At 69.9% G+C, this 13,027-nt stretch carries 11 protein-coding genes; 1 reads left to right on the top strand and 10 read right to left on the bottom strand.

What is annotated here, in order from left to right:
- Window positions 1-5: 5 nt before the first annotated feature.
- From ACMTAK_RS47335 to ACMTAK_RS47370, 8 genes are read right to left on the bottom strand one after another with little or no spacing between them, the layout of a single operon-like run.
- Window positions 6-1,259: an MFS transporter gene (locus ACMTAK_RS47335; RefSeq protein ID WP_413811890.1), complete on the bottom strand. Its 1,254-nt coding sequence runs from the start codon at window positions 1,257-1,259 to the stop codon at window positions 6-8.
- Window positions 1,256-1,747, bottom strand: a complete 492-nt coding sequence (locus ACMTAK_RS47340; RefSeq protein ID WP_413811891.1) for a pyridoxamine 5'-phosphate oxidase family protein — start codon at window positions 1,745-1,747, stop codon at window positions 1,256-1,258. The genes ACMTAK_RS47335 and ACMTAK_RS47340 overlap by 4 nt, the downstream gene beginning before the upstream one ends.
- Entirely contained in the window at window positions 1,744-2,964 is a 1,221-nt protein-coding gene (locus tag ACMTAK_RS47345; RefSeq protein ID WP_413811892.1) for an aminotransferase-like domain-containing protein, read from the bottom strand. The genes ACMTAK_RS47340 and ACMTAK_RS47345 overlap by 4 nt, the downstream gene beginning before the upstream one ends.
- Window positions 2,961-4,718, bottom strand: a complete 1,758-nt coding sequence (locus ACMTAK_RS47350) for a non-ribosomal peptide synthetase (protein WP_413811893.1) — start codon at window positions 4,716-4,718, stop codon at window positions 2,961-2,963. Before ACMTAK_RS47350 ends, ACMTAK_RS47345 begins: the two co-directional genes overlap by 4 nt.
- Complete coding sequence (locus ACMTAK_RS47355) at window positions 4,702-6,096, bottom strand: condensation domain-containing protein (RefSeq protein ID WP_413811894.1); 1,395 nt, start codon at window positions 6,094-6,096, stop codon at window positions 4,702-4,704. The genes ACMTAK_RS47350 and ACMTAK_RS47355 overlap by 17 nt, the downstream gene beginning before the upstream one ends.
- Window positions 6,093-7,157 carry an LLM class flavin-dependent oxidoreductase gene (locus ACMTAK_RS47360; RefSeq protein WP_413811895.1) on the bottom strand — a complete coding sequence of 355 codons (1,065 nt, stop codon included), beginning with the start codon at window positions 7,155-7,157 and terminating at the stop codon, window positions 6,093-6,095. Before ACMTAK_RS47360 ends, ACMTAK_RS47355 begins: the two co-directional genes overlap by 4 nt.
- A 4-nt stretch (window positions 7,158-7,161) precedes the next feature.
- Window positions 7,162-7,875: a class II aldolase/adducin family protein gene (locus ACMTAK_RS47365; protein ID WP_413811896.1), complete on the bottom strand. Its 714-nt coding sequence runs from the start codon at window positions 7,873-7,875 to the stop codon at window positions 7,162-7,164.
- A 9-nt stretch (window positions 7,876-7,884) separates the two neighbouring features.
- Complete coding sequence (locus ACMTAK_RS47370; protein ID WP_413811897.1) at window positions 7,885-9,216, bottom strand: SUMF1/EgtB/PvdO family nonheme iron enzyme; 1,332 nt, start codon at window positions 9,214-9,216, stop codon at window positions 7,885-7,887.
- A gap of 824 nt (window positions 9,217-10,040) precedes the next feature.
- Between ACMTAK_RS47370 and ACMTAK_RS47375 the strand changes: the two genes are divergently transcribed.
- A complete protein-coding gene (locus ACMTAK_RS47375) occupies window positions 10,041-11,138 on the top strand; it encodes a LacI family DNA-binding transcriptional regulator (protein ID WP_413811898.1) in 1,098 nt (365 codons plus the stop codon).
- Here ACMTAK_RS47375 and ACMTAK_RS47380 read toward each other — a convergent pair.
- Together ACMTAK_RS47380 and ACMTAK_RS47385 are read right to left on the bottom strand one after the other, a co-directional pair.
- The gene (locus tag ACMTAK_RS47380) at window positions 11,132-12,019 is read right to left on the bottom strand and encodes a carbohydrate ABC transporter permease (protein ID WP_247615769.1); all 888 of its coding nucleotides are present in this window, start codon (window positions 12,017-12,019) and stop codon (window positions 11,132-11,134) included. The two genes, ACMTAK_RS47375 and ACMTAK_RS47380, sit on opposite strands and share 7 nt — an antisense overlap.
- A gap of 58 nt (window positions 12,020-12,077) precedes the next feature.
- Window positions 12,078-13,025 carry a carbohydrate ABC transporter permease gene (locus tag ACMTAK_RS47385; RefSeq protein WP_413811899.1) on the bottom strand — a complete coding sequence of 316 codons (948 nt, stop codon included), beginning with the start codon at window positions 13,023-13,025 and terminating at the stop codon, window positions 12,078-12,080.
- Window positions 13,026-13,027 lie beyond the last annotated feature (2 nt).

Below are 13,027 nucleotides of genomic sequence, written 5' to 3' on the forward strand. Positions count from 1 at the left end.
TCTGGCTATGCGACTCGGCGCGGGCCCAGCAGGCCCTTGGCGGCGAACGGGACGAGAACGAGGGTGAATGCCGCGGACAGCAGCAGTCCGCCGCGCGCACCGAGCGCGCTCACCAGCGGGCCGCTGAGCGGCAGGCCGATCGGGGCCGCCAGCGTCGAGCCGGTGGTCCAGAGCGTGATCACCGGCTGCTGCTCATGGGGCGGGAGCTCCGACTGCACAAAGGTGTAGGCGATTGGTGTGAACGGAGCGTAGATGAATCCGCCCAGGGCGAAGGCGCACATCGCTACCGGCCCGGAGGGGGCCAGGGCGAGAAGCACCACCGAACCGCCCCACAGCGCGATGACCGCCACCAGGACGGCCTGCTGGTCCAGTTTCCGCAGGAAACCGGTGAGCGCCCCGCCGAGCAGCGCCCCGGCGCCGAAGGCGGTCCAGATGATGCCCAGTGTGTTTCCGTCCCCGTGGAGATCTCCGTTGACCAGCACGGGAAGCGCCACTTCCACCGGCATATAGGACAGATTGAAGAAGAAGACCACGAAGAACAGACGGGCGGCCACGGGACGCAGCCGCAGGATCCGCCACCCGGACTCCGTCGACCGCTCCGCCCGGGGCGTTCTCGGCTGTGGCGGCACGACGAGCGCGACGGCCCCGAACAGCAAGAGGAAGCTGAGTGCTTCGAGGAGGACGGCCACGTCCGCTCCCAGCGCGACCGTGACCACGCCACCGACCGCCGGCCCCACGACGTAGAGCGCCAGGCTGCCCGCGAAGCCCAGCAGTCCGTTGACGGTGAAGAGCTCGCCCTTCCCGGCCATACCGGTGGCGACGAGGCGCCGGCTGCTGGACGCCGTCTGATGCAGGACGGACCCGAGGAGCAGCGCCACCACCAGGAACCGGATGTCGATCCGGTCGGCCATGGCGGCGAGGCCCACCACCGTGAAGAGGACGGTGCGCAGCGCGCTGTCGGTGATGACCACGGCCCGGGTGGGCAGTCGCAGCCGTCCCAGACCGATGCTGAGGGCGAGAACGGTCGACAGCACATACGGTGCGGTCATCACCAGGCCGACCGCCACGGGGGCGGAGAGCTGCCCGTGGTGGCGTATGGCCAGCAGCGGCAGGGCGATCAGCAGGATGCCATCGCCCACGCTGGAGATCACATAACCGGCGAGCAGTACGGCCAGGCGCGGGTTCCCCGTCAGCACCCGGCGGTAGGAGCGGTGCCCGGCGGCCCCGTCCGCCGTCTCGTCCGTGGTGTCCGTGCTCATGGGCGGTCCATTCGCGCTTCGCGGGGCGGGCGGAAGGACATGTCCGCGATCCACAGGGTGTCGGGCACCAGCAGGGCCCAGCGGGTGCCCCGGGCGGACGGGTCGCCGTGCAGGCTGAACCGGGCGTCCCACAGCTCCTCCCGCTCGCCCAGGTACCGGGTGAGCTTGCGGCGGCCCCGGTCCGTGTCGAAGTTCACCACCCGGCCGTGGCCACGGGCGATGACCTGGTGAACGGTGCCGGTCGCGAGATCGCACGAGTCCACCACGAGTTCGAAGACCGGGGCGCGGTCCAGTCGCTCCTCCAGCCGGGCCCAGGGGCCCGTGAGCACCCAGAAGGCGTGGTCCTCCCACAGGAACCACACGGGCCGCACCCGTGGGCCCTCGGTGGCCAGCCGGGCCACCAGGGGCCGGGCCAGGAACGCGTCCACGTCGAACGGGGCCTTGTCGAGGCCCGGGAAGGTTCCGTCGTCGTCCCTGGTGAGCTTCATGAGCGGGGTCCCTTGTGCAGGGTCCGCCACGCCCGTTCCAGCCGGGCGACGCCTTCGACGATGTCCTCGGCACGGGTGCAGGAGAAGGACAGCCGGAGGGTGGACGGGTCAGGCCCGGTCGCGTAGAAATCGGTCCCCGGTACGAAGGAGACACCTTCCTCGACCGCGGCGGCCAGCAGTTCGGTGGCGTCGGCGCCCCCGGGAAGCCTCGCCCAGACGAAGAAGCCACCGTGGGGCACCTTGAACTCCAAAGCCCCCTCGAAGGAGCCGGCCAAGGCACTCACCAGTGCGTCGCGGCGCTTGCGATAGAGATGACGGGCGCGCTCCAGCCGGGTGGCGAGAAAGCCGGGCCGCTGGACGAGCTCATGCACCACCTGCTGCATCAGAAGTGAATTCCCCAGGTCGGCCGCCTGTTTGAACTTCATCAGCACATCGGTGAGAAACGGTGGGACGACCAGATGGCCCAGGCGCGCCGCGGGGAAAAGCACCTTGGAGAAGGTACCCATCCGTACGGCGCCGGCCACGGCGGAGGCCGTGGCGGCCGGCCGGGGCGCGACGGCGTCGTAGACGAGGTCCCGGTATGGGTCGTCCTCGACGAGGACGCAGCCGTACCGCTGGGCCAGGGCCGCCAGACGGCGCCGGTGCGCGGTGTTCAGGGTGGCGCCGGTCGGATTGGCGAAGGTGGGTACCACATAGATGATTTTGGCCCGTTCCTCCACCGACAGCGCCGCTTCGAGTCGGCCGAGACCCTCGTCCGACCCCAGGGGAACGTCCACCACCCGGGCCTGGAAGAGTCGGAAGACCTGCAGCGCCCCCACATAGCTGGGCCGGTCCACGAAGACCACGTCCCCGGGATCGAGCAGCGCCTTGCACAGCAGGTCGAGGCCCTGTTGTGAGCCATGGGTGAGAAGCACCTGCCCCGCGTCGACCGGACGGCCGAGCTCGGCGGACTCCCGGGCCGCGATCCACGACCGGAGCTCGGGCAGCCCGCTCGCGTCGCCGTACCGCAGCGGCAGGCCGCCCTGGCTCAGCAGGCGGGTGGTGGCGTCGGTGAACTCCTGGTGGCAGTAGGTCTCCGGCGCCGGGCTGCCGGCCGCCAGAGCGATCACATCGTGGCCGTCGGTCAGCCGGAGCACGGCGCCGACGGCGGAGTCCGCGAGCTGGTTCGTGCGGTTCGCCAGAGCCGGAAGCCTGCTGGGCGCGTCCGTGAAGGTCACCTGGGCTCCTCCCCGCTGTCGCGCGCGGCCGTACAGATCCGGCGCGGGGTCCGCTGACGGAAGATGAGGGTGTAGGGGACATCGATGCCGTGCCGTTCCAGGAGGGACTGCCGCACCCGGGCGACGCCCATGGAGTCCCCGCCCAAGCCGAAGAAGTCGTCGTGGGCGCCGATGTCCGCGCGGCCGAGAACTTCCCGGAAGACGTCGATGACCTGCTGCTCGGTCTCGTCCCGCGCCGTGGCCCGACGAGCGCGGAACACGATGTCCGCCGTGGGTTCCGGGAGTCGGCCGCGGTCCACCTTCCCGCTGGACAGCAGCGGCAGGGAGGTGAGGCGCACCAGGACGCCGGGCACCATCTGAGGGGGTAACCGCCGGGCGACCGCGTCGATCACCTCGTCGGGGGCCGGCCGGTCGTCGTCCGCGACCAGATACCCCACCAGCCGTGGCCGCTCCCCGTCCTGGACCCGGATCGCGGCCGCGGCCCCGGTGACCCCGGGCGAGGCGAGCAGCGCGGCCTCGACGGCCGCGAGGTCGACGCGGACACCGCCGACCTTCGGGTCGTCGTTCAGTCGGCGGACGAATTCCACCCGCCCCTTCTCATCGACGCGCACCAGATCACCGGTGCGGTACAGGCGCCGCCCGCCGCCGTGGAACGGATCGGGTACGAAGCGCCGCGCGGTCTGTTCCGGGTCGCCGAGATAGCCGCGGGCCAGTCCGACACCGCCGATGAACAGCTCCCCGACCTCCCCGTCGGGCGCCGGGGCCAGTGCGTCGTCGAGCACATGGACCCGGGTGCCGCGGATCGGACGGCCCACGGAGGGGAGACGTCCGGTGGCACCCTCGGAGGGGTCGAGCCGGGCCGCGAGGCGGACGCTGGACGCCTCGGTGACACCGTAGGAGTTGACGACCTCGAAGGGCAGGCCGCGGGGCCAGACCCGCAGCTGCTCACCGCCCGTCACCAGCAGGCGCAGCGGGCAGTCCGCAGGCCAGGGGACGCCGAAGAGCCGTTCCGCGAGCCCGGTCACCACGATGCTCCAGGTCACCCCCTGGTCCAGCAGCCAGTCACGGAGCGCCCCCGGCTCGCGGACGGCGCCTTCCTCGGAGACGGCGATGGCGGCGCCCGCGGTCAGCGGAGTCCACAACTCCCATCGTGAGATGGCGAATCCGGGGGAGGCCAGCCAACCGCTGCGGTCCTCGGGGCGGATCGAGAAGGCGTCATGGGACCACAGCGCCTCGTTCACGATGCCCGCGTGCGTGAGGGCCACCGCCTTGGGACTGCCGGTCGAGCCCGAGGTGAAGTAGACGCAGGCGACGGAGCCGTCCTCGCCCTCCGGAGCCGGGGGCAGACCGGCGAGTGGCTGGTCCACGGGGGGATCCTCGACCTCGCTGATGGTCAGTCCCGGACCCACTGTCCATCGCACCCCGGCGATCCGCAGCATGTCCGTGATCCGGGCCGGGGGCAGATCCGTCGCCAGTGGCACACAGACGCCACCGGCCTTCCACACGGCGAGCGCGGCGATCACGTGCTCGGCGGAGCGTGGCGCGCTGACCGCGATGGTCATGTCGCGGGCCGCGCCCCGTGCCACCAGGGCCTGGGTCAAGTCCTCGGCGCGCCGGTCGAGTTGGCGGTAGCTGAGGACGGTGTCGCCCTCGATCAGCGCCGGCCGGTCCGGCCACCGTAGTGCGGCGTCGCGCACCAGGTCGTGGGTGCGGGCCGGACGGCCGTGTCCGGGCGGGTCAGCGGCCGCTGTCATGCCACACCTCCCCGATCCGCGTCTGAGGGTCCTTGAGCATGTGTTCCAGGTTCTGGCAGTGGCGGTCGACGTAGCGCTGTGCGGTGCTCGGGGTGAAGGCCGCGCGGTTGTACGTCATCTCGCCCTCCAGCCCGGTGGGGCCGACGTAGAGGGTGGGCACCACGTTCTGGCCGTAGACATGCGCGTACCGATCGCCGTCCAGCTCGATGGGATAGCAGGTCTCCCTCGTGAACTCGAAGGGACGGACCTCGGCGTCGCCGATGCGCTCCGGCGGGCCCAGGTCGGCGTTGAGGACGCTGCCGCGCACCCACACGTGGTACAGCGCCCTCGCCGGCCAGGGCCGTCTGGCCGTGAAGTCCGGGTCGATCGCGTCGGCGATGCGCAGATACGGCATCTGGTTGTCGTAGGCGTCGAGGGTGGTGTCCCTGACGTGTTCCAGAAGCTCGCCGAAGGTGTGCTCGGGGCGCACCTCGATCGGCAGCAGCACCAGATCGGCGAAGTGCCCGACCGTATGCGGATCCGGTTTGAGCTCCAGACGGGTCAGCGTGGATCCGACCACGACACGCCGCGCCCCGCAGAGGTCCGCGAGGGCGGCCACATAGGCCGCGACATGGATCAGATAGGGGGTGACGCCCGCCCGGCCGCGGAGCCCGGCGAGGGCCTCCGCATCGGCCTCGGCCCGGAACGGCGTCGTCTCCCGCAGGAAGACTGGCGGTGGGGCCGCGGGGTAGTCGGTGCGGACGTCGAGCGGGGCGGGCAGGGGGCTGAGCACCCGGCGCCAGTGCTCCAGACGCCGGTCGGCGTCCGCGGGCGGCCGGGCGGCCCGCCGCACGAAGTCGCGGTACTGCTCCTGCCGTGCCGGAGGGGTGATCCCCTCGTACGCCTCGGCCAGGTGGCGGACGACCAGCTGCACCGAGGGGGCGTCCAGCACCAGATGGGCGGCGGACAGGACCAGCACATGCTCCGTCGGGGAGCGGCGCACCAGCGTCGCCCGCCACAGCGGGCCCCGGACATAGTCGAAGACGCGGTGCTCCTCGGCGCCGGCCACCAGCTCGCAGTAGGTGTCCTGATCCTCCGGTGGCACGCCGGAGAGATCCACCAGGGCGAGGAGGGGCGGGGGCGAATCCTCCGCCTCCTGGACGTGGGTGCGGGGCGCGGTGCCCAGGTCGCTCAGGCTGGTGCGCAGCGCCTCGTGCCGTCGGAGGACATCGGCCAGCGCCCGTTCGAGCCGCCCGGTGTCCAGGGGGCCGCGGATCGTGTACGCCAGAGCGACGTTGGTCCTGGTCATCGCCGCGTCGTCCGGGTTCATGAAGCGCATGCTCTCCCAGATCCACTCCTGTTGCGGACTGAGCGGAACCGGATCGCCGGACGGGGTCATACGCCCTCCATGAGCTCGGGCAGCACTCGCTCCCCGAGCAGCCGCACCGCCCGCACGGCCTCGGTGTGCGAGACGGACCCGAACCGCAGCTGGAGGCTCAGTTCGGCACCGGGGTAGAGCTTGCCGATGCGGCGGATGGTGGCGGCGGTATCGGCCACCCCGCCCACGATGATGTTGTCGGCAGCCATCAGACCGGCCACCGTGGTGGTGCGAGCCGCCTGTTCCATGCGCTCATAGCCCTGGTACTGGTCCGACGTGATGCCGCGCCAACTCCCGTACGCCTCAAGCTGTTTGGCCCGATACGCGGCGTAGTGCTCCTCGGCTCGCGCCACCGCCTCGTCCTGGCTCTCCGCCACATAGCAGTGGTAGCTGACGTGCAGTCGGAAGTCGGGGGAGTGGCCGTGCTCCATCCGGGTGGCGCGGTACAGATCGAGAAGCCCGGTGAGCTTCGCATGACTGGCCACCACCGGGATGATCATGAGGTGGTACCCCTTGGACGCGGCCCAGGTGAAGGTCTCCGGAGAGGTGGTGGCGGCGATGAACACCGGTGGCCGGGGCCGCTGCGCGGGGCGGGGCAGCATCGCGGGCAACGGGCCGAAGCGGTGGAAGCGGCCCTCCCAGCGGAAGCCCTCGTCCGTCCACAGCCGCTCGACGGCCTCGACGTTCTCCTCCATCAGAGCCCGGCTGTCGGCCATGTCCACCCCGAACGCCTCGAACTCCGAGGGCAGGAACGCCCGGCCGAACCCGGCGTCGAGGCGACCGTGGGAGAGGTTGTCGAGGACCGACAGTGCGGCGGCCAGCTTGATGGGGTGGGTGAACGCGGGGGTGACCGCCCCGGTCACCAGCCGTACGCGGGTGGTCCGCCGGGCGATGGCCGACAGCAGCGCCACCGGGTCCGGGCTGTATCCGCCCCACTCGTGGAAGTGGTGCTCGACCAGCTTCACATGGCTGAAGGAGAGCCGGTCGGCCAGCTCGCTGAGCTCGATGATCTCGTCGTAGAACCGCTCGGCCGGCATCTCGCCGGGGCCCACGGTGGGCAGGAAGTTGAGCCCGACCTTCATGGTGTCACTTCCCGCGCCGGCAGGTCGTCTCGTACAGGTTCCGGTACTGCCGGTCGGCGAATTCGAGCCTGGCCAGCGCGCGTCCGGTCTCCAGGGCCGTCTCGTGCGGGATCAGCCGCGGCGTGCCGACGGCCTCGGCCATCAGCTGGGACGCGGCGGCCCGCTCCATCACGATGAACAGCCAGATCGCCTCGCCCAGGGAGCGGCCCCCGGTCAGGAAGCCATGATTCTGCATGATCACGGCAGTGCCGTCGCCCATGGCCTCGATGACCTCCTTGCCCTCCTGGCGCGCGTTGACCAGACCGGTGAACCGGTCGTACAGGCCGTGCCGCCGGTAGAGGACGCAGGCGTCCTGAGTGATCGGATCGAGCAGTCGGCCCAGGGACGACCAGGTCTTGCCGTACATCGAGTGGGTATGGGCGAAGGCCACCAGGTCCGGCCGGTTGCGGTGCAGTTCACCATGGAGCGGGTCCACCGAGGGATTGAGCTCGCCCGAGCCCTCCAGGACGGCGCCCTGCGCGCCGACGAGGAGCAGATCGTCGACCCTCACATGGTGGAAGTCCAGACCGAAGGGATTGACCCAGTAGGCATCCGGGTCCTCCGGGTCGCGCACGCTCACATGGCCCGCGATGCCCTCGCTGTAGCCCAGCTCCGCGAGCAGATGGATCCCCTCCACCAGAGACTGCCGCAGCACATCGCGCTCGCCTCGGTCCGGCATGGTGCATCCTCACTTTCCAGAAGCGTCGTATACGCAGCGAAAGCCGACTTCGTTGTGCCGGTCGGTGAGCAGATCCTTACCTCGGTAGAAGGTCGACAGGCAGACCGGAGGCGAGGTCCACGTCCCACCGCGCAGCACATGGAAAGCCTCGGGACGGTTCATGAATTCCTGTCCCGAACGCCCCTTGAAGAAGGGGGCCATATCGGCCCGGGTGAAGAAGTTGGTGCGGGTGAGCTCCCAGACGTTCCCCGCCATGTTGAGGACGCCGTAGGGGCTCGCGCCGGCCGGATGGGAGTCGGCCGCGGCCACCGGGCGCTCGGGCCAGGAGACGGTGGTGGTGACGAGCAGTTCCTCCAGTTCCGCGAGATTCCGGATGTCATCGCGGCCGTATGCCGTGAAGACGCTTTGTGCCTTGTCATTGCTCCATTCGTCGCCCCATGGATAGATCCGGCCGTCGGTTCCGCGGGCGGCCTTCTCCCATTCGTTCTCCGAGGGCAGCCTGCCCCCGGCCCAGCGGGCGAACGCGTAGGCGTCGTACCAGTCGACCCCGACCACCGGGGAGTCCGGCCCGTTGAACCGGGGATCGTGCCAGTGCGCGGGGGTGTAGTCCTTGCCGTCGGGCTCATCGGGGTGGGCGAACTCCCTGGAGCCACCCACCGCGTCGAGGAATTCCGCGTACCGGGCGTTGGTCACCGTGGTCCGGTCGATGTAATAGGCGGGAAGTTCCTCGACGCGCAGCGGATTGTCGGTGTTGTCCATCTGGAAGGGGCCGATGTCGTTCACCCGGGCCCCGGCGATGAAGGGTCCGGCCGGAATCAGCACGGCATCGCGCAGGTCCGGTTCGCGTCTGGCGGAGTCCACCGTGGCCCGCAGCCGGGCGAAGTGGCGGTCCTCCAGCTCGCGGAGCTCGTCCGGATCGGTGGAGCCGAAGAAGTCGAGCAGGGCGCGCTTGGTGAAGGCGGCACCGCAGCCCACGGGTTTGCGGGCGTAGGCGGGCTTGGTGAAGTTGCTGGGCCAGCCGGAGATGCGGATCATGTGGGCCACCGCCTCCGGGACCCGGTGCTCTCCGGCGACCTTGATGGCGGTGAAGGCCACCCAGTCGACGTCGTCGTGGATCGCCTCGGTGATTGCCGTCCGTGCCTCGGGCGTGTCGACGAACCGGGCGGCGAGGGTCTCCACGGCGAGGCGCCTGACGTTCCAGTCCCGGTGCCCGACCGCCCACTCGGCCAGTTCCTTCAGCGAGAGGTCGCCGTCGGCGGCATCGGTCAGCGCCTTTTCTATCCGCTGGATCCGATCGCGATACTCCTGGCCCTGAAGGGAGTTTATCGATTCCTCGTTCAAGAGTCCGTGCAGCATTGTCCCACCCACCCTCGTACACACTGACCTGACGGGGTGCCGGGCGAATACGGAGATCCGCCCGGCACCCCTTACCTATCGGTCGCGACAATTACCACTTCGTCGCGGCCTCGCCCGCCTCGCGGGAAGCCAGGAAGTCCTCGGCTGTCATCCTCAGTCACCTCCATTCGCTCGCCGGTCGGAGTTTTCCAAGCCACGCGCACAGCGTGGCCACTCATGGGCGCCCGAGGGCGCGGTGACGAGAAGGTCTCCCGTTTCAAGGATTCCTGAGAGAGATGCGTACCGGCCGCGACAGCACCGGGCCGGGATCTTGTCACTGACAGGCGCCGTGGGTCAGCGGCGCACCAGGCTCATCTGCATCTTCGAAAGGGTCCGAGGGGATCGGACACCCAGGAAATCAGCGGCACTACACTTCCTCCGTTGCGTGACGTCCAGCATCCGCTCGGGGAGTTGCATGTACACCTCACGGCACTATAGGCATCCGGCACCTCTGTCACAACGGATGCGAGCCAAAAAGACTTTCGGCTTTATGTAATCTTGGTGTTCAAGCTGAATTGAGTATTCCATTCCGGTTGTGTTCCGATCTTCGCGTCGGCCCGCGGTCGCCGAGGTAAGAGGTCTGGATGACCTGGCCCTCGAGGCAGGGCGCCTTCGAGAGGATCGCCATATTCTGGCTATATGGGACGACGTCGGCGGGCCGTGGTCCGTGCGGCACCCGTCTCCCGAGGGGGCGGCAGCCGCCTGAGGGGGCGGGGCCCGCGGTGTGCCCGGCGGTGCGGCCCGCCACCGGCACGCTCTAGGATCGGTCGGTGACCGCCGTGAAACAGCAGACCACCAGGGACCAAGCGACACCGGGGCGGAAGCGCTCGGACGGTGCCGGCCGGAGCGCCACCGTCAAGGACGTGGCGACGCTCGCCGGGGTCTCCCCGAAGACCGTGTCGAATGTGATCAACGGCTTTGTGCATGTGTCCCCGGCGACCCGGGAGCGGGTCCAGCGGGCCGTCCGGGAGCTCGGCTACCGGCCCAACCGGGTGGCGCGCAACCTCCGCCGCGGCAGCACCGGCATGATCGGGCTGGTCCTGCCCGAGCTGGACGTCCCGTACTTCGCCGAGCTGGGACGCCACTTCCTCACCACGGCCGAGGAACACGGCCGCACCCTGCTGATCGAGCAGACCCTCGGCGACCGCGAGCGGGAGGCGGCGGTGATCCACGGCCTCGGCGACCAGATCGTGGACGGCATGGTGGTGAGCCCGCTCGCCCTGCACGGCAGCGCCCTGGCGAACCACCTCGGCACCGTGCCGCTCGTGCTCATCGGCGAACGCCCCAGCGGCGGCCTCGCCGACCATGTGGTGATCGACAACGTGACCGCCGCCAAGGAGGCCGTGGCCCATCTGGCGGCCGGCGGGCGCCGCCGGATCGCCGCCATCGGCATCCAGCCCGAGCCGTACATCGGCACGCCGCTGCTGCGCAGGACCGGCTACCGCGAGGCCCTGGAGGAGGCCGGGCTGCCGCTGGACCCCCTCCTGGAGCGGGAGACGCCCCGCTACCACCTGGCCGAGGGCGCCCGGGCCATGGCGGCGCTGCTGGACCGGCCCGAACCGCCGGACGCCGTGTTCTGCTTCAACGACGCGCTCGCCCTCGGCGCGCTACGAACCCTGTACGAGCGCGGACTGCGGGTGCCGGACGACATGGCCGTGATGGGCTTCGACGACATCGAGGCCGCGCGCTACAGCACACCGAGCCTGAGCAGCGTGGCGCCGGACAAGGGCGCCATCGCCCGGCACGCCGTCGATCTGCTGCTGGAGCGGATCGAGACACCGGACCGTCCGGCCCAGGAGGTCGTCGTCGGCCACACCCTCCACACCCGCGAGTCCACCGAGGGCGGTATCGCCACTACCGCTCACTGACCTCCCAGACCCGTGGTGGCCACCGACTTCACGATCTGACGCTGGAACAGCATGAAGACGATGAGCAGTGGGATGGAGCCGAGGATCGAGGCGGCCGACTCCTGGGCGTTGCGGAGCCCGGTGGAGTCCTTCACGGTCGACAGCCCCACCGGCAGGGTCATCAGCTGGGGATCGCTCGTGCTGATGAACGGCCAGAGGAAGTTGTTCCAGGTGTTGATGAAGACGAAGATGGCCACGGCCGCCAGGATCGGCCGGGACAGCGGCAGCACCACACTCCAGAACACCCGGAAGCTGCCCGCCCCGTCGATCCGGGCCGCCTCCTCCAGCTCCCGCGGAATGCCGTCGAAGAACTTCTTCAGGATGAACACCATCGCGGGCGCCACCACCTGCGGCAGGATCACCGCCGCATAGGTGTCGACGAGGTTCATCGCGAGCATCTGCCGGAACAGCGGCACGATCAGGATCTGCGGCGGCACCATGATCGAGGCGACGGTGACGGCGAAGAGCACCCGGCGGCCGCGGAAGAGCGTCCGTGAGAAGGCGTACGCCGCCATCGCCGAGATGGCCACGGTGATGGCCGTGACGCACACCGCGATCACCACGCTGTTCACCGCCCACACCGGCAGATTGCCCTGGCCGAAGATGGTCCGGTAGGCGTCGAGGGTGAAGCCCGCCTTGGGAATCCAGTCGGCGCCCGACGCGCTCGCGTCGACCTCCGTCTTGAACGAGGTGTCCACCCCCCAGCCGAACGGCACCAGCCAGACCACCGTCATCAGCGCCAGCGCCAGCAGCGTCAGCACACGGGGGAGGGGGCCCGTTCCGAGCGAGGGGTGCCAGACGTGGCCGCCGTAGCGGCGCCGCCGGACCACCTCCCGCGGCATGGTCGACCGGGGCTTTCCGGGGGTACGGGGGGAGAGTGTGTCGGTGGTCATGGCGCGATCAGTCCTCCCTGCGCGAGAAGATCTTCAGCTGGGCGATCGAGAGGATGATGATGAGCCCGAAGAACACATACGACACCGCCGAGGCGTAGCCGAGCCGGTAGTTGGTGAAGCCGGTGTCGTAGATGTACTCCAGGATCGGCCGGGTGGCCCCGTTCGGGCCGCCCTTGGTCAGCAGATAGATCTGGTCGAACACCTTCAGCGACGCCATCACCTGCAACACCGCGATCAGCCCGGTGGTCCGGCGCAGTTGCGGCAGGGTGACCGACCACAGCCTGCGCCACGCCCCGGCGCCGTCCAGCGCGGCCGCCTCGTAGAGGTGGTCGGGGATCGCCTGGAGCGCGGCCAGGTAGAGCAGGAAGTTGAACCCCACGGTCCACCACAGGGTCACCAGCGCGATGGACCACATCGCGTACTTCTCGTCCGTCAGCCAGCCGATGCCGTCGATCCCGAAGATCTTCAACAGGCCGTTGAGCATCCCCCGGTCCGGCTGGAACAGCATGCTCCAGATCTGGTAGACCACCGCGACCGGCAGCAGATGCGAGGCGAAGAAGGCCAGCCGCCACAGCCACTGCCCCGGCATCCCCGTGTACACCAGCAGGGCCATCGCCAGGGCGACGAGCACCAGGGGGACCGTGGTCAGAACGGTGAACCAGACCGTGTTGCCGAGGGTCTGCCACACCTGGCTGTCGCCGAACGCCTCGGTGTAGTTGTCCAGGCCGACGAGGGTGCTGTCACCGTGCCCGGTCAGGCTGGCGTTGGTGAAGCTCATCCATAGCCCGATGCCGATCGGCACGATGAGGAAGAGCGTGAAGAACACCAGGAAGGGGGTGGCGAAGAGCCACCCGGCGCCGCCCGACCGAAGCCGGTCCGTGGCGGCGGCCCGCCGGGATCCGGCGCGCCGGGATCCGGCCGCGGCCCGCCGCGCGGGCGTGGAGACGGAAGCCATGA

Origin of the sequence: Streptomyces lacaronensis (genome assembly GCF_047337785.1) — a bacterium.
GTDB lineage: Bacteria > Actinomycetota > Actinomycetes > Streptomycetales > Streptomycetaceae > Streptomyces > Streptomyces lycopersici.